At 64.1% G+C, this 19,377-nt stretch carries 22 protein-coding genes and 1 tRNA gene; 3 read left to right on the top strand and 20 right to left on the bottom strand.

The annotated features are described in order from the left end of the window. Positions 1-25: 25 nt before the first annotated feature. The 9 genes from JY451_12785 to JY451_12745 all read right to left on the bottom strand — a co-directional run bounded on the left by JY451_12785 (position 26) and on the right by JY451_12745 (position 6,258). Positions 26-727, bottom strand: a complete 702-nt coding sequence (locus tag JY451_12785; GenBank protein QZH74529.1) for a cytochrome C biosynthesis protein — start codon at positions 725-727, stop codon at positions 26-28. Beyond that, positions 724-1,140 (bottom strand): cytochrome c-type biogenesis protein CcmH, encoded by a 417-nt coding sequence (locus JY451_12780; protein ID QZH74528.1) that lies wholly within the window; start codon positions 1,138-1,140, stop codon positions 724-726. The genes JY451_12785 and JY451_12780 overlap by 4 nt, the downstream gene beginning before the upstream one ends. Continuing rightward, positions 1,137-1,673, bottom strand: coding sequence for a redoxin family protein (locus tag JY451_12775; protein QZH74527.1), 537 nt, complete (start codon positions 1,671-1,673; stop codon positions 1,137-1,139). Before JY451_12775 ends, JY451_12780 begins: the two co-directional genes overlap by 4 nt. After that, entirely contained in the window at positions 1,670-3,622 is a 1,953-nt protein-coding gene (locus tag JY451_12770) for a heme lyase CcmF/NrfE family subunit (protein ID QZH74526.1), read from the bottom strand. The genes JY451_12775 and JY451_12770 overlap by 4 nt, the downstream gene beginning before the upstream one ends. Further along, positions 3,619-4,068 (bottom strand): cytochrome c maturation protein CcmE, encoded by a 450-nt coding sequence (gene ccmE / locus JY451_12765; GenBank protein ID QZH76722.1) that lies wholly within the window; start codon positions 4,066-4,068, stop codon positions 3,619-3,621. Before ccmE ends, JY451_12770 begins: the two co-directional genes overlap by 4 nt. Positions 4,069-4,076: 8 nt before the next feature. Next, the gene (locus JY451_12760) at positions 4,077-4,229 is read right to left on the bottom strand and encodes a hypothetical protein (GenBank protein QZH74525.1); all 153 of its coding nucleotides are present in this window, start codon (positions 4,227-4,229) and stop codon (positions 4,077-4,079) included. Then, on the bottom strand, positions 4,226-4,984 hold the full coding sequence (gene ccsA / locus JY451_12755) for a cytochrome c biogenesis protein CcsA (GenBank protein ID QZH74524.1): 759 nt from the start codon (positions 4,982-4,984) through the stop codon (positions 4,226-4,228). The genes JY451_12760 and ccsA overlap by 4 nt, the downstream gene beginning before the upstream one ends. Before the next feature lie 83 nt (positions 4,985-5,067). Next, complete coding sequence (locus JY451_12750; GenBank protein ID QZH74523.1) at positions 5,068-6,132, bottom strand: Glu/Leu/Phe/Val dehydrogenase; 1,065 nt, start codon at positions 6,130-6,132, stop codon at positions 5,068-5,070. Positions 6,133-6,181: 49 nt separating this feature from the next. Continuing rightward, positions 6,182-6,258: transfer RNA gene (locus JY451_12745), tRNA-His, on the bottom strand. An 18-nt stretch (positions 6,259-6,276) separates the two neighbouring features. Between JY451_12745 and JY451_12740 the strand changes: the two genes are divergently transcribed. Further along, on the top strand, positions 6,277-7,110 hold the full coding sequence (locus tag JY451_12740) for a 2OG-Fe(II) oxygenase (GenBank protein ID QZH74522.1): 834 nt from the start codon (positions 6,277-6,279) through the stop codon (positions 7,108-7,110). A gap of 32 nt (positions 7,111-7,142) precedes the next feature. Continuing rightward, entirely contained in the window at positions 7,143-7,550 is a 408-nt protein-coding gene (locus JY451_12735; protein ID QZH74521.1) for a GFA family protein, read from the top strand. A 65-nt stretch (positions 7,551-7,615) separates the two neighbouring features. Here the strand turns inward: JY451_12735 and rpmE are convergent, their stop codons facing one another. The 10 genes from rpmE to JY451_12685 all read right to left on the bottom strand — a co-directional run bounded on the left by rpmE (position 7,616) and on the right by JY451_12685 (position 17,240). Beyond that, complete coding sequence (gene rpmE / locus JY451_12730) at positions 7,616-7,846, bottom strand: 50S ribosomal protein L31 (GenBank protein ID QZH74520.1); 231 nt, start codon at positions 7,844-7,846, stop codon at positions 7,616-7,618. Between the two features lie 208 nt (positions 7,847-8,054). Continuing rightward, positions 8,055-8,504 (bottom strand): 3-hydroxyacyl-ACP dehydratase FabZ, encoded by a 450-nt coding sequence (gene fabZ / locus JY451_12725; protein QZH74519.1) that lies wholly within the window; start codon positions 8,502-8,504, stop codon positions 8,055-8,057. 23 nt (positions 8,505-8,527) lie between these two features. Beyond that, positions 8,528-9,190 carry an OmpH family outer membrane protein gene (locus JY451_12720; GenBank protein QZH74518.1) on the bottom strand — a complete coding sequence of 221 codons (663 nt, stop codon included), beginning with the start codon at positions 9,188-9,190 and terminating at the stop codon, positions 8,528-8,530. Continuing rightward, positions 9,190-11,907: an outer membrane protein assembly factor BamA gene (bamA, locus tag JY451_12715; protein ID QZH74517.1), complete on the bottom strand. Its 2,718-nt coding sequence runs from the start codon at positions 11,905-11,907 to the stop codon at positions 9,190-9,192. Before bamA ends, JY451_12720 begins: the two co-directional genes overlap by 1 nt. 205 nt (positions 11,908-12,112) lie before the next feature. Continuing rightward, positions 12,113-13,189: an RIP metalloprotease RseP gene (gene rseP / locus JY451_12710; protein ID QZH76721.1), complete on the bottom strand. Its 1,077-nt coding sequence runs from the start codon at positions 13,187-13,189 to the stop codon at positions 12,113-12,115. Between the two features lie 27 nt (positions 13,190-13,216). After that, a complete protein-coding gene (locus tag JY451_12705) occupies positions 13,217-14,371 on the bottom strand; it encodes a 1-deoxy-D-xylulose-5-phosphate reductoisomerase (GenBank protein QZH74516.1) in 1,155 nt (384 codons plus the stop codon). After that, positions 14,368-15,018, bottom strand: coding sequence for a phosphatidate cytidylyltransferase (locus JY451_12700; protein ID QZH76720.1), 651 nt, complete (start codon positions 15,016-15,018; stop codon positions 14,368-14,370). Before JY451_12700 ends, JY451_12705 begins: the two co-directional genes overlap by 4 nt. A 252-nt stretch (positions 15,019-15,270) precedes the next feature. Continuing rightward, positions 15,271-15,948 (bottom strand): di-trans,poly-cis-decaprenylcistransferase, encoded by a 678-nt coding sequence (uppS, locus tag JY451_12695; GenBank protein QZH74515.1) that lies wholly within the window; start codon positions 15,946-15,948, stop codon positions 15,271-15,273. Between the two features lie 10 nt (positions 15,949-15,958). Then, a complete protein-coding gene (gene frr, locus JY451_12690) occupies positions 15,959-16,516 on the bottom strand; it encodes a ribosome recycling factor (protein ID QZH74514.1) in 558 nt (185 codons plus the stop codon). A gap of 4 nt (positions 16,517-16,520) precedes the next feature. Further along, on the bottom strand, positions 16,521-17,240 hold the full coding sequence (locus tag JY451_12685) for a UMP kinase (protein QZH74513.1): 720 nt from the start codon (positions 17,238-17,240) through the stop codon (positions 16,521-16,523). 222 nt (positions 17,241-17,462) lie between these two features. On the opposite strand from JY451_12685, the gene JY451_12680 reads away from it, so the two are divergent. Further along, complete coding sequence (locus JY451_12680) at positions 17,463-18,314, top strand: metallophosphoesterase (protein QZH74512.1); 852 nt, start codon at positions 17,463-17,465, stop codon at positions 18,312-18,314. Between the two features lie 119 nt (positions 18,315-18,433). Here JY451_12680 and JY451_12675 read toward each other — a convergent pair whose 3' ends face one another. Then, the gene (locus JY451_12675) at positions 18,434-19,360 is read right to left on the bottom strand and encodes an elongation factor Ts (GenBank protein QZH74511.1); all 927 of its coding nucleotides are present in this window, start codon (positions 19,358-19,360) and stop codon (positions 18,434-18,436) included. Between the last annotated feature and the right edge of the window lie 17 nt (positions 19,361-19,377).

Genomic DNA, 19,377 nt, shown 5'->3' with positions numbered 1-19,377 from the left:
GCAACATTGTGCAGCGCACAATCGCTTACTCTTCCGATGAGGCAGGAGCGGCAGGTGGCGTGGGCGGTTGTGGCGCAGCCTGCATCTGCTCCATTTCACGCATTGCGCCGAGCATACCGTCTAGCCGCCCGAGCCGCTCGGCCAAAGCCTCCCGTCCTGTCGCGCCTTCCGGCGTATTTTCCAGCGTCTGCGCCCAGATATCCTGCGCTTCGACGAGCCGACCCTGCCGGATCAGCGCCACTCCGAAGAAATAGCCGGGGCCGGGATGGTCCGGCCTGATCGTGGCGGCCTGCCGGTAGGCGTAGAGCGCGGGCGCGGTGAGCACGCCATTGGCGTGGTCGACCAGCGTGTTACCGAGAGCCAGCCAGGCTTCGAAATCCTGCGGGTTCTCCCGCGTTATGCCGGAGAGCAATTGCGAGCTCTCGATATAGCGCCCGTTCCGGGCCATCGCATCGGCGGTGAAGAGCAGGTCGGCCCTGCTGCGTTCGCTGTCGGCGATAAATTCGCGTCGTTGGGCGACGATATCGAACTCGCTCGGCGAGGTCGAAACAGCGGCAGCGGTAGGAGCGGAAGGGATATTTGTGCTGGCCTGCGTGGCGTAGCCTGCGAGACCGAACACCAAAACTGCGGCAAGACTGGTCCAGAGCGCGCGCGGCAGGCGGAAGGCGAACACGGCCACGGCAAAGGCAAGGATCGCCAGCAGTCCAACGAACAACATGACGATCATGGCGCGGCGCTCCTTCTGCCGCCCAGCCGCCGCCAGACGATCAGTCCCGCCACTAACAGCAGCAGCGCCGGAATGACGAATAGCGGCCAGGTGGTGGCGCTGATCGCGGGCTCATAACTCACGTAATCGCCGTAGCGCGCGACCAGCCAAGCGCGAACTGCTTCCGGGCTTTCCCCCGCCGCGATACGAGTGCGCACCTGGTGGCGCATATCGCCCGCCATCGGCGCGTCGCTGTCCGCAATCGACTGGCTCTGGCACTTGAGGCAGCGCAGCGTTTCCATCAGCTCGCGCGCGGCCAGTTCCTGTGCCGGATCTTCGAGCTGCTGATAGGCATAGGGTGCGGGCGGCATGGTATCCTGCGCGGCAAGCGGCTGTGCGAAAGCCAGCGCGATCAGGGCGAGGAAAATCCTCATGCCCCGGCCTTGCGCAGTTCTTCGAGCAGAAGCGGCACGTGTTCTGCCCGGATATCGCCGATATGCTGGTAAGTGATGGTGCCATCCCCCGAAACCACGAAGGTCTCCGGCACACCCGACGAACCGAGCGACAACTGCACCTCGGAAATATCGTCCTTGCCGATGCGGGTGAAGGGATTGCCGTAGGTCTCCAGGAACCGGTTCACATCTTCGGGCCGGTCGCGGATTGCGACCGCGACGATTTGCGCACCACTGCGCTCGAGAGCTTCGAGGTGAGGAGCCTCTGCCGCGCAGGGGATACACCAGCTGGCGAAGACATTCAGCAGTTTGGGCGTGCCATCGGCAAGGTCGCTGCTTGCCAGACCGGGGCGCGCTTCCACGGCGGGGGGCAGGTCGAATTCGGGGACCTTCTCGCCCACCAGCGCGCTTTGCACGAATTCGTCATTCGGCAGGGTAAGCTGATAGGCGAACAGGCCGAACAGCAGTGCCGCCAGCATGACGATGCCCCACAGGACTATCCGCAGCCGTTTCATGCCGGAACCACTTCAGGCGCATCGGGCCCTTCGTCCACCTCGCCCGGCCGCCGACGGCGCAGATCGGTCACCACACGCCCCACCAGCGCCAGTGCGCCGCCCAGCGCGATCAGCAATCCACCATACCAGATGAAAGTGACGAACGGCTTCCACCACAGCCGCAACTGCCAGCGCCCGTCCTCGCTCTGGTTGCCGACCGCGACATAGAGCTGCCCGTTCCAGCGGGTGAGCAGCGCCACTTCGCTGGTTTCCATCACCGGAGTCCAGAAATTGCGCGACTGCGGATGCGCCTCGCGCTCCGGTCCGCCTTCATAGGAGAGGTGCATGTTGGCCTGCATGGCGGTCCAGTTCTGCCCTGCCAGCGCGTTGACGCTGTCGAGCCGCCCGGTCCAGGGGCCGACTTCTACTGCATCACCAACCGCTGCTGCGACCAGCCGTTCCTGTTGGAATGCCGAATCCGCCGCCATCCCGAACACCGCCACCGCCACGCCGAAATGCGCCACGCACATGCCCCAGACCGCCAGCGGGGTCCGCCGCAGAGAACGCCCGAGCAGCGGCAGGAAACTTGCAACACCGACACCGAAGGCGGCGACCAGCCCGAGCAAGGGCAGGATCGGAATGTCATCATAGAACAGCGCACGGATCAGCACCGTCAGCATGACAGCGACAACCAGTGCCAGCGGCTTGACCAGTCGCCCGGACTCATCGCTCCGCCAGCGCAGCAGCGGTCCGACCATCAGCACCAAGAGCATTGGCAGGAAGAAGACCGCCCCCACCGGATTGAAATATGGCGGGCCGACCGAAACGCGCACGTCAAACGCCTCGGTCAGCAGCGGATAGAGCGTGCCCAGCAGCACGATCCCCAGGATAGCCGAGAGCGCGACATTGTTGATGACCAGCGCGCCTTCGCGGCTCAGAACGCTAAATCGCTCGCCTTCGGCAATGGTGTTGGCGCGGAGGGCAAAGGCCACCAGCGCGCCGCCGATATACAGCACCAGCAGCGCAAGGATGAAACTGCCACGTTCCGGATCGACCGCGAAGGCATGGACCGAAGTCAGGATGCCGGAGCGCACCAGGAAGGTGCCGACCATGCTCATCGAGAATGCGATAACGCCCAGCATGATCGTCCAGGTCCGCAGCGCATCGCGCGCCGCCAGCACGCTTGCCGAATGGAGTAGCGCGGTCGCCGCGAGCCAAGGCATCAGGCTGGCATTCTCGACCGGATCCCAGAACCACCAGCCGCCCCAGCCGAGCTCGTAGTAAGCCCAGTAGGAACCGGCGGTGATTCCCACCGTGAGGAATATCCACGCCGCCAGCACCCACGGGCGCATCACACGCGCAAAATTGGGGTTCACTTGCCGCGTCAACAGCGCCCCTAGTGCAAAGCTGAAGGCCACCGACAAGCCGACATAGCCGATGTAGAGCGTGGGCGGATGGAAGGCGAGACCGATATCCTGCAACAGCGGGTTGAGGCCGTTGCCCTCTGGCGGAATTTCCACCAGCCGCTCGAACGGGTTGGAAGATAGCAGAAGAAACGCATAAAATCCCAGCCCGACAAAGGCCTGTGCGGCCAGCGTCGCCATCATCGTGCGTTCGGGCAGGCGCCGCTCGATCAGCGCGATGGCCCCGCCCGCGATGGCCATGACAGTGATCCACAGCAGCATCGAGCCTTCGTGGTTGCCCCAGGTACCCGAGAGTTTGAAGATCAGCGGCTTCATCGAATGCGAATTGGTCGCCACCAGCTTCACCGACAGATCGGTAATCGCGAAGACATAGACCAGCGAGGCAAAGGCGATCAGGCACAGCACGCCCTGCACGGCAGCAGCGGGCCGGGCCAGCGCGGCGAAAGCCACGCCCTCCATCCGCGCCCCGGCGAACCCGGCAACCAGTTGCAGCAGGGCGAGCGCGGCGGCAAGCCACAGGGCGGCGAGACCGATTTCGGGGATCACTGAACCGTTTCCTGCACTTCCTCGCGCACTTCCGCGGTCGTCATGCCTTCCAGTTCGCGGGGCATGTAATTCTCGTCGTGCTTGGCGAGCAGCGTTTCGGCGACGAAGGTGCCGTTGGCGTCCATCCGCCCGTCAGCCACCACGCCCGATCCCTCGACAAACAGATCGGGCAGGATACCGGTGTAGGTCACAGGCACCCGCGCCTCGCCGTCCTGCACCATGAATTGCACCGTCACTCCGTCCGGTTGCGTCACCAGCGTGCCCGTCTCGACCATACCGCCGAGCCGGATCGCCTGCCCGGGCTCAGGCGGATTCTCTGCGAAATCGGTGGGAACGTAGAAATAGCTCGCCTGATCGCGCAGCGCGTAGATCGCCAGCAAGGTCGCCCCGATCAGTGCCGCCAGCGCCAGCAGGAGCAGTACCAGCCGCTGGTGTTTGGCCTTCAGTCCGCTTGTCACTTGTCCCTCGCCCCATCACGGGTCTTGTCCCGTCGTGCTTCGGCAGCCCGCATGGCGAACCAACTTTGCGCCACCAATGTCAGAGTGCCGACAACCGTCACCGCGTAGGCGGCGTAGACGAACAGCATCTGGTCGAGCGCTTCTCTCACTGGAACACCTCTCCCGTGGCCAGATCGGCCTGCATATCGGCCTTTTGCGCCTTGCGCCGCAGCCGCGCCTCGGCCTGCGTTGTCGCGAGGATAGTGCGCATTCGCGCCAAGACTACTCCGCCGAACAGCAGTGAAAAACCGAGCGTCGCCAGTAGTAGCGGAACGAGAAACACCGGATCAATGGCACTTTCGCCCATGGTGATGCTGGGCGGCTGGTGCAGCGAATTCCACCACACGACCGAACGGTTGATGATCGGCACGTTGATCGCGCCCACCAGCCCGAAAATCGCCGCGATGCGGCTGGATTGCCCCTCGCGCGCCAGCGAGGAGCTGAGCGCGATGTAACCGAAGTAGAGGAACAGCAGCACCAGCATCGATGTCAGTCGCCCGTCCCACACCCACCAGGTGCCCCAGGTTGGGCGGCCCCAGATCGATCCGGTGGCTAGGCAAATGAACGTAAACACGGCTCCCGGCACCGCGCTCGCCCGCGCAGCGATGGCGGCAAGCGGATGGCGCCAAACCAGTTCGATCAGGCTGGCCAGCGCAATCGCGGTCCACCCGCCCATGCCGAGCCAGGCAGCGGGAACATGGATGAACAGGATGCGCACCGTGTCGCCCATCAGCCGATCCGGCGGAACGTTGAAAAATCCCCACGCCAGCGCCCCGCTCGCAAGCAACAGGCCGCTCACCAGCAGCAGCGGGGTGAGCCACTTCGCGATCCTCAGGAATCGGGCGGGATTGGCGTAAAAATGCATGATCGGGCAAAATCAACTGTCGCCTCCGTTCTTGGCAGGAGGCGCGGCGGGCGGCAAGTGATTCCGGATGTCTCCCCTGGCTGTCAGCCCCTGCCGATCAGCGCCATCGCCATCGCATCGGCGACTTCATTCGAAGGACGGGCTTCTGCGTCGCTGGCGCTCCAGATCTGCTCCAGCCGCCCCGGTATCTGCGCGATCCGCTGGCGAACTTCGTTGATGTCGCAGGGCTCGCCCCGCTGGCGGCACAGATATTCCCAGGCGACATTGATGATCCCGCCCGCGTTGATGACGTAATCGGGGGCATAGACGATGCCGCGCTCGTGAAGCTGCTGGCCGTGTTCGGGCCGCGCCAGCTGGTTGTTCGCGCCGCCCGCCACGATAGCGCAATCGAGCCGGGCAATGCCCTCGTCATCGAGAATCGCGCCGAGCGCATTGGGGCTGAACACATCGCAGGGGGTGCCCATGATCTGGTCGGTCGAGACGGCTTCCCCTCCGGTCTCGCTCGCCAGCGCCTTGGCCCGCTTGGCATCGATATCGGAGAGCACCAGCCGCGCGCCGTCCTTGGCCAGCAGCCGGGCCACTCCACCGCCGACCGAGCCGCAACCCTGCACCGCCACGCGTACGCCCTGCATGGTCTGCCGGCCGAGCTTGTGCGCCACGGCTGCCTTGATGCCAAGATAGATGCCCATCGCGGTGAACGGGCCGGGATCGCCGCCCGCGTCGCCCTCGTTGGCCGGGAGCCCGCAGACATGCGCGGTACGCTGCGCAATGGCGACCATGTCCGCCTCGCTCGCGCCGACATCTTCTGCGGTGACGTAGCGACCGCCCAATTTCTCCACCGCATCGCCGAATGCCGACAGCATGGCTGGGGTCTTTGTGCCATCCGGGTCAAGCAGCACCACCGCCTTGCCACCGCCCATCGGCAGGCCCGCCATCGCATTCTTGAAGCTCATCCCGCGCGAAAGCCGCAGCGCGTCGCGCATCGCGCCTGCCGGATCGGCATAGTGCCAGAACCGCGTGCCGCCCGCGCCAGGGCCGAGGTGGGTGGAATGCAGCGCGATAATGGCGGTGAGGCCGGAGGCGCGATCATGCACCACCTGCACGCTTTCGTGTTCGTCCCAGTCGGCTTCGGTCCAGAAAGCGGGCATGGTTATTCCCCTGATGCCAATGGTGCAAGTGCCTGCAACAAGGGGAAAATGGGGCGATCGAGGGGTCTCGAACCCCCGACCTCCGGTACCACAAACCGGCGCTCTAACCAACTGAGCTACGATCGCCACACCCCTCACGCACGCATGCCGAGATGCGCGGCCATAGGGACCTGCGCCTGCCGGTCAAGCGGCTTCCGGCGCGGGAGGAGGCCTGTTGCACAACTTGCTTTTCGCGCAAAGCAAAAAGTGGTGCAGCAGCCTCTTGGCGAAAGATTGTTGCGTGGGCTTTTCGCTGGCGCCTCTGCGCCCTATCAATCGCTTGTGTCGAGTCTTTCCCCGAATCCGGAACTTCGTCCGGGCGAAACCTCCGCCCCCGCCCTGCTGCGCCACAAAGGGATGCGGCAGTTCCCCTCCCCGCGCCTCACCTTGCTCGATTGCCCGGCCTTCCTGCCCCCTGATCTGTGCGCACAATTGATGCAACTGATCGACAAGGACCGGCGCCCCTCCACGATCGCCGATGCCAACGGCGATCACTATTTCCGCACCAGCGAAACCTGCGATCTGGGAGCGGAGGAACCTGCAGTCCAGGAACTGGAGCGACGCCTGTTTGCGCTTAACGGGATCGACCCGGCACATGGCGAGCCGGTTCAGGGGCAGCGTTACGCGGTGGGGCAGGAATTCAAGGCCCATACCGACTTCTTCGAACCACAGGGTGCCGATTTCGCCAAGTACTGTTCGGTCGCCGGGAACCGCACCTGGACTTTCATGATCTACCTCAACGATGTCGAGGCCGGCGGCGCAACGCGGTTCAAGGTGGTGAACAAGGTGTTCCAGCCGGAAACGGGCAAGCTGGTCTGCTGGGACAACCACCGGGCAGACGGTTCGCTCAATCCGGCGACACTCCACCACGGGATGAAAGTGCGCAAGGGGGTGAAGTACGTGATTACGAAGTGGTATCGCGAAAGGCCGTGGGGATGATTGTGCGACAAGGCTCCTGCCACTGCGGCAGCGTGACATTCACCGCCGAGTTTCCGGACGAGCGACTGGTCGGATCACGCTGCAATTGTTCGATCTGCGCGATGAAGGGTTCTGTCGGCGTCTATATCCCGGTAGAGGCGCTGGCAGTGACCGGAGGGCAGGACAGGCTCTCCTGCTACCATTTCAACACCATGGCGGCGAAGCACCACTTCTGCGCGCGCTGCGGCATCCATTGCTTCCATCAGGCGCGGTCCGATCCGGACAAATTCGCCATCAACGCCGCCACGCTCGAAGGCGTCCGCCCTTACGAGGACTTTCCCCAAGTCCCGGTGTTCAACGGGCAAAGGCACGTCAACGATCACGGCGGCGAGCGCACGCAGGCGGGCCGGTTGCGGTTCGAGGAGACTCCCGGCGCGCCTTGGCCCGACGGGGTGATTTGATCCTCCAACGAAAAAGGGCGGCCCCGCAGGACCGCCCTTCTTGAATTTCGTTCCAGCTAAAGAGCTTAGCTCTTGCCGCCCAGCTTGATGCCGCCGAAGCGCTGGTTGAACTTCGCCACGCGGCCACCGTCCTGGATGCGCTGCGGGCCGCCGGTCCATGCCGGGTGGCTGGTCGGATCGATTTCCAGGTTCATGGTATCGCCTTCCTTGCCCCAGGTGGTGCGGGTCTGGAATTCGGTGCCATCGGTCATCTTGACCGTGATCATGTGGTACTCGGGATGGATATCGGCCTTCATGGCGTAGTCTCCGTAGCTTCGGATCGGTTCCGACCGGTCCAGCTGTGGGTTGGGAAAGGCGCGCCTCTAACGAGAGCGCCTTTCGAATGCAAGACCAAACGGCCCTGCTTGGGGCCGCAAGGCCGAACGGCCGCCCGGACCGGCCCCGCAGCGAAGCGGAGGGAACAGCCGGGAGGACGCTCGCCCGGAGGGGCGAGCGCAAGGAAAACTACGCAGGCGGATCGGCAATCATTGCGGTGAAGTTCACTTCGCAGGTCACCTTCCCATCTACACTCGCCTTGCCGGCAAACTTGCAGATCTTGCTGCGCTGCTGGACGAACTCGACATCGAGCATCAGCAGGCAGCCCGGCTCCACCGGGGCGCGAAACTTGGCACCCTCGATGGCCATGAAATAGACCAGCTTGCCGCTGTCCGCCAAGTCCATCGTCTCGATGCCGAGGATCCCGGCCGCCTGAGCCAGCGCCTCAATCTGCAAGACGCCGGGCATGATCGGCCTGCCGGGGAAATGTCCCTGAAAGAAGCCCTCGTTGAAACTGACTGCCTTCACCGCGCTGATCCGCTCGCCCTTCACCAGCTCGGCGACACGATCGACGAGCAGCATCGGGTAGCGGTGCGGCAGGGCCTTGAGAATGCGGGTGATGTCGTAGCTATCGCTCATGGCCCTGCCCCGAATTGCGGCGCTTAGCGACCGGAGGCGGCAGCCGGAGCTTCCACGGCAGCCGCCGCAGCCGCTTCTTGCTGCTCACGCAGTTCGCGCGGCAGCCACCCTGCGGGGGGCACAAGCTGGGCGGAAGGCAGCTGGGTGTTGAGCTGGTTCAGCACGGCCTGGTTCAGGTTGTGCGAAGCTTCGGCGTGCAGCACCACATCGGGGCTGATCACCAGCGTGACGCCCTGCGCGCGGGCCGCGGCTTCGATCGCAGCACCAAGCTGGTCCTGGATCTGTTCTTCGACATAGGCCTGGCTCAGCGCCACCGGGCCGAGGATCTGCTGCAATTCGGCCTGGCCCTGCTGCTGCAAGGTCTGGATCTGCACGGCCTGCTGCTGCAGCGCGTTCTGATCGGCGTTGGGCTGCGCGCGGGCGGCGTTGAACGCATTCACCATCGGCTCGATCTGCGCTTGCAGCGCCGCGCGGCGGGTCTCGGCCTGCTGCAACTGCGTGGCATAGGTGGTCTGGCGCTGGGTCTGCGCGGTCTGGTAAGCGGCGGAATTGACCACGACGGCAGGCACATTGACCACGCCAACGCGCTGGGCTTCCTGCGCCATAGCGGGCGTGGTGAGAGCGGGAGCGGCAAGCACGGTCGTAGCCAGAGCAGCGGCAAGCGCCGATTTGAACATGATTTTCATCAGAATTGGGTTCCTACATTGAACGAGAACAATTTGGTTTCGTCACCGCGCTCCTTGAGCAGCGCCGTGGCGACATCGATCCGGAACGGACCGAAAGGCGAGTTCCAGTTGACGCCGATGCCGACTGAAACGCGTGGCGAAATCGAATCGCCGACGAATTCCTCGACGAAGGGCGGCAATTGCGTGCCGAAAGGCGAATTGAGCGAGCCATCGGGCGCAATCGGGCTGATCACCAGATTGCTTCCGATCACCGTCCCGCTCGCGTCGCGGATCAACTGCGTATAGAGTTGATTGCCCTCGCCATCGCGCTGCGGGATGAACAGGCCATCGGGCAGACCGCTCTGCACCAGTGTCGGCGCGGAAATATCGAACACAGAACCAACATCGATGAATACCGACGGGCGCAGACCGAGTTCGCGGGCACCCGAACCGAGCGGAATTTCGATTTCCGCGCGGGCAAGGTAATAGGCATTGCCGCCCAGCGCATCGTCCTGGTTGCGGTCATCGCCGAGTGGCAGCAGATCAGCTTCGTCGAGCACACTGTCGCCGTTTTCATCGACGTAGAAGCGCCGCACCACGCGCGGGCCGACGCCGCGAATATCGAAGCCGCGCATCTGCCCTTCGCCGAGGAAGAAACGCTCGGTCAGCAGCACGTCCTCGTCGCCCCAGCCGTAGATGTAGCCGCCTTCGAGCGAGAGCGAGCCGATGAAGCCACTGCCAAGGTCCCAATACCTGGAGGCATTCAGCCGTGCTCGTGCATACTGGGTATCTCCGCCCAACCCGGCGAAATCGACCGAGATCGATGCGTTGGTCCCGCGCGTCGGACGAACGCGGCTGTTGAGCGTGTTGTAGCTTAGCGAAGCACCGAGAATCGATTGCAGTCGGTCGCCGATGGCATCGCACAGGTAACGACCCGCCAGCAGGGGCTCGCATTCGCGCACGCCATCACCGTCGAAATCGGAGAAGAACTGTGCCTCGTCGACCGTGACCTGCTGATAGTTTAGCGTGTAGCGGCCCAGCAGGCTGATATATTCCGAAATCGGCACACCAACGCGCAGGCCGAACCCGGTGGTCGCCTGTTCGTAGGTCGCGCTGTCGCGGTCGAAATAGCCGTTGTTGTAGTCCTGCCGGTAGATATCGAAGCCCAGCGCGATATCGCGATCGAACACCTTGGGTTCGGTGAAGCTGATATTGCCGGAGCGCGAATAGCGCGAATAGTTGATCCCCAGCCCGACCGTCTGGCCGCGGCCGCGGAAATTGTTCTGCCGGATCGAGCCGTTGAAGATGAACGATTCGAGGCTGGAGAAGCCCGCCGAAAGCGACAGTTCGCCGGTCGGCTCTTCCTGCACGTTGGCTTGCAGGATGATCCGGTCCGGCGCCGAGCCTTCGACCTGCTCGACTTCGAAATTCTCCTGGAAGTAACCCAGCGAATTGATGCGCGCGGTGGAGCGCGCGACCTGCAACGAACTGAAGGCGTCGCCTTCCGCGATGCGGAATTCGCGGCGGATCACCTTGTCCTGCGTCAGCGTGTTGCCGTTGACCTCGATCGCCTCGACATAGACGCGCGGCGCATCGGCCACGGTGAAGGTCACGTCCATCGTCCGGTCTTCGGGATTGCGGGTGATGCGCGGGCGGACATCGGCAAATGCGTAGCCGAAGGCGCCGGCGGTCTCGGTCAGCCCTTCCACCGTGTTGTCGATCTGCTCGGCGTTGTAGAAATCGCCGGTGCTCATCGTCAGACCGGCGGTCAGCGCCTCGCTCGAGAAATCGCGCAATTGGCTGATCACTTCGACATCGCCGAAGGTGTAGCGTTCGCCCTCTTCCACCACGTAGGTGATGATGAAATCGCGGCGGTCGGGCGTCAGCTCGGCAACGGCGGACACGATGCGGAAATCGGCATAGCCCTCGGTCAGGTAGAACTGGCGCAGCAACTGCTGGTCATAGGCCATCCGGTCCGGATCGTAGCTGGTATTGGAACTGAATAGCGCCAGCAGGCTGTCTTCCTGCGTCACCATTTCGTCGCGCAGGTCACCGTCCGAAAACACCTCGTTGCCGATGATGTTGATCTGGCGGACCTTGGACTTGGGGCCTTCGGTGATCTCGAAAATCACGTCCACGCGGTTCTGGTCGAGCATGACCATCTGCGGTTCGACCGTGGCGGCGAACCGGCCCTGGCGCTTGTACAGCTCGATAATCCGCGCCACGTCCGCGCGCACCCGGCTGCGGGTGAAGATCTGCCGCGGGGCGAGGTTGATTTCGGGGATGATATCCTCGTTATCGACCCGGCGGTTGCCTTCGAGGATAACGCGGTTGATGATCGGGTTTTCCTGCACCGTGATCGTCATCGTCCCGGTGCCTTCGTCGAAAGCGATCGAGAAATCGGCGAACAGTTCAGTATTGGCGAGCGCGATCAGCGCCGTATCGGCAGCAGCGGCGGTGTAGAAATCGCCCGGACGCAGCTGGATATAGCTGACAATGGTTTCGGGTTCGAGCCGCTGCGCGCCCGCCACCGCAATGGCGCGGATGACCTCGCCCTGCTGCTGTGACGCAACCGTGACAGGCACGGACGCGGGTGCCTCCTGCGCCGCCGGAGCGTTCTGTGCAGCCCCACCGTCCTGTGCAGCCAATGTCAACGGGAACCCCGCCAGCGTGGTGCAGCCCAGCAGGGCTGCGGCATAATGCTTTGCGGTGATAGTCCTGGCCTTGCTGGAACTCATTATCCGTCCACTCTAGTCGACAATTGCGCCCCAACTGATCTGCCCGCTCTGCCCTGCCCCCGCAGGAGCCGCAACCGGGCCGCTCGTATGGTCCTTAACGCGAAAAGGCGCCCTTGCCCGATGCCAGCAGGGCAATCAAGCAAGGCCTGCGCATTTTCGGCGGCTTTTGGCCGGATTTCGCGCTGAACCGTATCCCTTTCCCCGCCTAGCCGCCCCAGAAGGGCAGTTTGGCAATGTCGATCATCGTCACGAACACCATCAGCGCCAAGACAAGGGCGATGCCGGTGCGGAACGCGAGTTCCTGACTGCGGGCGCTGGCGGGTTTGCGGCGGATTGCCTCAACCGCGTAAAACGCCAGATGCCCGCCGTCGAGCGCCGGAATTGGCAGGAGGTTAATGAATGCCAAGTTAATCGAGATCAGGGCGGCGAAGAAGACGAAGGCCTGCAAGCCGAGGCTGAGCTGCTCGCCCGAATACTTGGCAATCGTGATCGGCCCGCCCAGTTCCTCGACCGAGCGCCTGCCGCTGACGATCTGCCAGATACCGGTCACCATCATGTCGAGGATCTGGCCGGTCTGATTTACTGCGAGCGTCACCGATTCCACCGGGCCCACGGAAACGAATTCGCGCGATTCCGAACCGATGCCGATCCGGCCGACCTTGTAGCTGTTGCCGAAGCGGTCGGTCTCTTCCGCGGTGGCGATGGTGATGGGGAATTCGAGCGTCTCGTTGCCGCGTTCGACCTTCACCTCGATCCGCTCGTCAGGAAACGGCGCGACCAGCGCGGCGACTTCGCTGAAATCCTCGATCGGGCGGCCATCTATGGAGAGGATGCGGTCACCCGCTTCCATCCCCGCCGCTGCCGCCGCGCCCTCTTCCACCAGCACTTCCACCACCGGCGGGGAAATGCCCTTGCCGTAGATCATGTTGAAGCTGGCGAGGATCGCGATAGCCACCAGCAGGTTCATTACCGGCCCTGCCGCCACGATCAGCGCCTTCTGCCACAGCGGCTTGGTCTGGAACGCGTCGGGCGGCGGCGGATTGTTCAGGTCCGGCACACTCGCCGGGTTCATGTCGCCCTTGAACTGGACATAGCCGCCGAACGGCAGTGCCGAGAGCTTCCAGCGGGTGCCGCGCTTGTCGGTGAAGCCCGCCAGCTCCTTGCCGAAGCCGACTGAGAAGGCATCCGCGCCGACGCCGAACCAGCGCCCGACCAGGTAATGCCCCAGCTCGTGCAGCACCACCAGCGGCCCCAGCATGGCGAGGAAGCCGACTATGTACATCCAGAACGGCAGGCTTTCGAATTCCACCTATTGAGGCTCCATCACTTCGCGCGCCCGAACCCGCGCCTCGGCATCGACAGCCAGCACGGCTGCGAGGTCCAGAGGCGCTTCGGGCGCGTATTTGTCGAGGGTTCTCGCAACAATTGCCGAAATTTGCGTGAACCTGATCTGACCGGCGAGAAAAGCGGTCACCGCCACTTCGTTCGCGGCATTGAGCACCGCAGGCGCGGCCCCGCCAGCGTGGGCGGCTTCGCGCGCCAGTCTGGTGGCGGGGAAGCGCTCCTCATCGGGCGCGAAGAAGGTGAGTTCGCCGATAGTTGCGAGATCGAGCGGCTTGCACCGCGTATCCATTCGCGCCGGGTGCGCCAGCGCCGAAGCGATGGGCACGCGCATGTCGCTGGGGCCGAGTTGGGCGAGCGTCGAGCCGTCGCGGTATTCGACCATCGAATGGATTACGCTCTGCGGGTGGACCACGATCCGCAATTTATCGAGTCCGACCGGGAACAGGTGGTGTGCCTCGATGAATTCCAGCCCCTTGTTGAACATGGTGGCCGAATCGACGCTGATTTTCGCGCCCATGTCCCAGTTGGGATGCGCCACCGCCTGCGCGGGCGTGACCGCTTCGAGCTCAGCGAGCGTCTTGGTGCGCAGCGGCCCGCCGCTGGCGGTGAGGGTGATCCAGCGCACGTCCGCGACCTGGTTGCCCTGGAGGCACTGAAAGATCGCGTTGTGCTCGGAATCGACCGGCAGCAGCGTGGTGCCGTGCTGCTCGACCAGCCGCGTCATCACCCCGCCCGCCGAAACCAGCGCTTCCTTGTTCGCGAGCGCGACGGTGTTGCCCTGTGCAATGGCGGCCATCGTCGGCGCCAGCCCCGCGCAACCGACGATAGCAGCGACGGTGATGTCGGCAGGGCGCGACGCGGCATCGCAAAGCGCCTGTGCGCCGCCTGCGGCTTCGATGCCTGTGCCGGAGAGGTGCTGGCGCAGTTCGGGGAGGCACTTGTCGTCGCCGACGACCGCGATCTCCGCGCCGAATTCGATGGCGAGCAGGGCCAGCTTCTCGGCCGAACAATTGGCGCTGAGCGCGACGACCTTCCAGTTGTCGCGATCATGGCGGATCAGGTCGAGCGTGGAATCGCCGATGGAACCGGTCGCGCCGAGGAGAGAGATGGTGCGGGTCATAGAACTACTGCCAGCCAATCTATCAAGCCCACCAATAAGAGCACAGGCAATAGTCCATCAACGCGGTCAAACAGGCCGCCATGTCCAGGGATCAGGTTGCCAGAATCCTTAACACCAGCCCGACGCTTCATCCAACTCTCAAAAAAGTCGCCAGCCTGTGCAACCACCGCGATAACAGCCCCAAGCAAAGTCGAGAAAAGTACGAAGCTCACTACTGTCTGGTCGTCGCCACGACCTTTCACCAAATTAATCGCTGCCAGCATCGCCCCGGCTGCCATCATTCCCCCGACAAGCCCCGCCCAGGTCTTTGATGGGCTGATCCTCGGTGCGATTTTCGGGCCACCGATGGTTCGTCCTGCGAAGTATGCTCCAATGTCAGTTGCAATTACCGGAAGGAGGATGCTCAGGACGGCCAGCCAACCCCTTTCTGCAAGTGCAGGTGAATTTCGCAGCAGCCAGAGGACTGCGGCTGCTCCCGCAACATAGAGGATACCTCCACCAAGCCAAACAAGTCGACCGAGAACAGATTTGGTGATCCTTTCGACAAGTCGCCACCATTCCCACAGCACACCCGAAGCAATGGCAGCGACGAATAATGTCCAAGCCCATCCGCCAGCCCAAAGCGCCACACCAGCCACAGCCACCATCACCACCGCACTCGCCGCGCGTTTGGGCAGGTCGCTCGTGCGCACCGACAGCGGGACGCGGACGGCCTTGCGGGCGAAGGCTTTCACCTTGTCGCGCTTGCGCTCCGGCGCGGGTGTGGGTTCGGGGGTCACCAGATCCTCCCCCCTTGGGGGAGGTGCCGAGCGAAGCGAGGCGGTGGGGGCCTGTCGCGCGGGCAATCCCCCTCCGTCAGCCCTGCGGGCTGCCACCTCCCCCAGAGGGGGAGGATTATATTAACGTCCGCCAAAACGCCGCTCCCTCTGCGCGAATTCTTCACAGGCCGCGCGCAGGTGGTCCTCGCCGAAGTCGGGCCAGAGCACATCCATGAACAGCATTTCCGCATAGGCCGCCTGCCATAGCAGGAAATTCGAGAGGCGCACCTCGCCGCTGGTGCGGATGAGCAGGTCGAGCGGAGGCAGGTCGGCGGTGTAGAGGTGCTTCTCCAGCGCCGCGCAGGTCACTTCACCCTCCCCCGCCGCCAGCCGGGCCGCGCGGACGATCTCCTGCTGTGCGCCGTAGTTCAGCGCCACCGCCAGCGTCCGCTCGCCGCCCGCAGTGCGGTCCAGCGCGTCTTCCAGCTTGGCGACGATATCCGGTGCAAAGGCCTTGTAATCGCCGATCAGCTTCAGCCGCACCCGGCGCTCGATCATGTCCTTCAGGTTGGCTTCGATGAACCGGCGCATCAGGCTCATCAGGTCGGAAATCTCCGCCTCGTCGCGCTTCCAGTTCTCGCTGCTGAAGGCGTAGAGCGTCAGGCATTCGAGCTCCAGCGCCCCGGCGGCTTCCACCGTGCGCTTGACCGCATCCCCGCCTGCCTTGTGGCCGAGCGCACGCGGCAGCCCGCGCGCCTTCGCCCAGCGCCCGTTGCCATCCATGATGATCGCCACGTGGCGGGGGTAATTGGCGGTCATCGGCTCGCCGTCACTGCGTCATGATTTCCTTGATCTTCGCCTCGGTCACCGAATCGATATCCGCCACGTGCTTGTCCGTCATCTTCTGGATTTCGTCCTCCAGCCGCTTGCGATCGTCTTCGGAAATTTCCTTCTTTTTCTCGTCTTCCTTCAGCGCCTCGTTCGAATCGCGGCGGACGTTGCGGATGGCGATCTTGGCCTTTTCGGCATAAGTGCCCGCCAGCTTGCTCAGTTCGCGGCGGCGTTCCTCGTTCAGATCGGGAAGCGGCAGGCGGATGGTCTGGCCGTCGGTCATCGGGTTGAGGCCGAGATTGGCCTTGGAAATGCCCTTCTCGACCGCGCTGACATTGGCCTTGTCCCACACCTGCACCGCCAGCATCCGCGGTTCGGGCGCGTTGACCGTGGCGACCTGGTTCAGCGGCATCATCGAGCCGTAGACTTCCACCACCACCGGATCGAGCAGCGCGGTATTGGCGCGGCCCGTGCGCAGGCCGCCGAGATCGCCCCGCAGGCTTTCCACCGCGCCGTGCATCCGGCGTTCCACATCGGCCTTGTCATATTTCGGCATCGTCTCAGTCCTTCTGCACTATTGTCTGCACGCCCTCGCCCGCCAGCACACGCGCCAGATTGCCCTTTTCGCGGATCGAGAACACCACAATCGGGATATCGTTGTCACGGCACAGCGCCACGGCGCTTGCGTCCATCACCTTGAGATTGTCGGCCAGCACCTTGCCATATGTGACCGTATCGAACCGCTGGGCGGCGGGGTTATGCTTGGGATCGCTGTCGTACACGCCATCCACGCTGGTGCCCTTGAGCAGCGCATCGCAGCGCATTTCCGCCGCGCGCAGGGCTGCGCCGGAATCGGTGGTGAAATAGGGTGCGCCGACACCGGCGGCGAAGATCACCACGCGGCCCTTTTCCAGATGCCGTTCCGCGCGACGGCGGATCACCGGTTCGCAGACCTGATCCATCTGGATCGCGCTCTGCACGCGGGTGTTCACGCCCAGCTTTTCCAGCGCGCTCTGCATCGCCAGCGCGTTCATCACCGTGGCGAGCATGCCCATGTAATCGGCCTGTGCCCGGTCCATCCCCTGCGCCGCGCCCGCCATGCCGCGAAAGATATTGCCGCCGCCCAGCACCAGGCAGATTTGCAGCCCGGTTTCCTTGGCCGCCTTCACTTCCTGCGCCAGCGCCTCGACCACGGCGGGATCGATGCCGAAGCCCTGCGCGCCCATCAGCACCTCGCCCGAAAGCTTGAGCAGGATACGCCGGGAATCGGGGAGCAGCATGGGGAAGTGAGTCCTCTCGGGGCAACGGAACAGCAAAGTTGCGCGGGCTTTAGAGCGCCCGGGCTGCACTGCCAAGTGCTGCGCGCCGGGTTTTCGCCACACCTGAGTCCCCGCGCAGGCGGGGACCTCGTTCGATCTCGCGGCAGGTCCCCGCCTGCGCGGGGACCCAGGGTTTGGCGAGAGAGCTTGCCTGACGCTGCGCCTCCCCTAAGCTCGTGCGCGATGGGGCGCGTTCTTTCCGCAGTGTGGCGATATCGCGGGCGGGTGGCGCTGCTGGTGCTGCTGCTCGGCCTGTTGCTGCTGGCGAAGGCGTGGCGCGATACCATGGCCGATCCTGTGGTGCTGGAAACCGAGGTCGCCTTGCCGGGAACGGCGGCTGATGCCGCGCCGGTGCGCGCGGTGCTGATATCGGACGTGCACGTGGCGGGGCCGGATATGCCGCCCGAACGGCTCGCCCGCATCGTCGCGCAGATCAATGCGCTCGAACCCGACGTTGTATTCATCGCGGGCGATCTGGTGAGCGACAAGCGCTTCGCCACGCATGTGTACACGCCTGCTGAAATCATCGCGCCGCTCGCCGAACTCGACGCAAGGCTGGGCGTGGTGGTGGTGCCGGGCAATCACGACCACTGGTTCGACTGGGAGGGCCTGCGCGCCGAACTCGACCGCCACGGCATCCGCGTGCTGCAAAACGAAGCCGCGCAGATCGGTCCGCTGGCGGTCGGCGGCGTGGACGATGCCTATACCCGGCGCGACGACCTGCCGCTGGTGGTGGAGGCGATGCGCGAACTGGAAGGCGGGCGGCTGATCGTGACACACTCGCCCGACATTACCCCGCAGGTCCCCGCCGATGTATCGCTGGTGCTGGCCGGGCACACCCATTGCGGGCAGATCAGCCTGCCGCTGATCGGTGCGCCTGCCTACATGTCGGCATATGGCGATCGCTATGCCTGCGGTGAGATAGTCGAGAACGGACGGACGATTATCGTCGGCGCGGGGCTCGGCACCAGCCTGCTGCCGGTGCGCTTCGGCACGCGCGCGGAGATCTGGCTGGTGACGCTGACCGCGCCATAGAAAAAGCCGCCGGAGCGCGAACTCCGGCGGCTTTTCTGTATCTCAGAGTCCCCGCGCAGGCGGGGGCCTCGTCGAAGTTGGCATGAGGTCCCGCCCGTGCGGGGACTCACACCGGACGATCAGCCCTTCACGGCCGCCGCGACTTCCGCCGCGAAATCGCTTTCTTCCTTCTCGATGCCTTCGCCGAGCTGGAAGCGGACATAGTCCTTCAGCACGATGGCAGTGCCCGCAGCCTTGCCCGCCTGCGCCACCACGTCCGAAATCGCGGTCTTGTTGTCCATCACGAACACCTGGCTGAGCAGGGCGTTTTCCTTGGCGTACTTCTTGATCGCGCCATCGACCATCTTCGCCTGCACGTCAGCAGGCTTGCCGGTTTCGGCAGCCTTCTCGGCAGCGATCTTCCGCTCGCGCTCGATCACTTCGGCGTCGAGGCTGTCTGCATCCAGCGCCAGCGGGAAAGCCGCGGCGATGTGCATGGCAAGCTGCTTACCGAGCGGTTCGAGCACGTCCGCACCCGCTTCGCTTTCGAGCGCCACCAGCACGCCGATCTTGCCGAGGTTCGGCGCGGCGGCATTGTGCATGTAGGGCACCACCATGCCGCTGGAGACGGCGACGTTCTTGATCCGGCGGACCTGCTGGTTCTCGCCGATGGTGGCGACGTTGTCGGTCAGCTTGTCGGCTACGGTGCCGCCATCGGGATAGGCCGCTGCTTTCACCGCATCGACATCGTTGCTGCCGAGGCCCAGCGCCACCGCAGTGGTCTTGCGGACGAAATCCTGGAACTGCTCGTTCTTGGCGACGAAATCGGTTTCCGAATTCACTTCGACGGCAACGCCCTTGGTGCCTTCGACAGCCACGCCGACGAGGCCCTCGGCCGCGGTGCGGCTGGACTTCTTCTGCGCAGTGGCGAGGCCCTTGGCGCGCAGCGCGTCAACCGCCGCTTCGATATCGCCATTGGCTTCTTCGAGCGCCTTCTTGGCGTCCATCATGCCCGCGCCGGTCTTCTCGCGCAGGGCTTTCACGTCGGAAGCGGTAAAAGCTGCCATGTCTCGTGTCCTTCTCA

The organism is Erythrobacter sp. (assembly GCA_019739335.1).
Classification (GTDB): domain Bacteria; phylum Pseudomonadota; class Alphaproteobacteria; order Sphingomonadales; family Sphingomonadaceae; genus Alteraurantiacibacter.
Note: the sequence above shows the minus strand (reverse complement) of the source record. Positions and strands in the feature narration are given on the sequence as shown.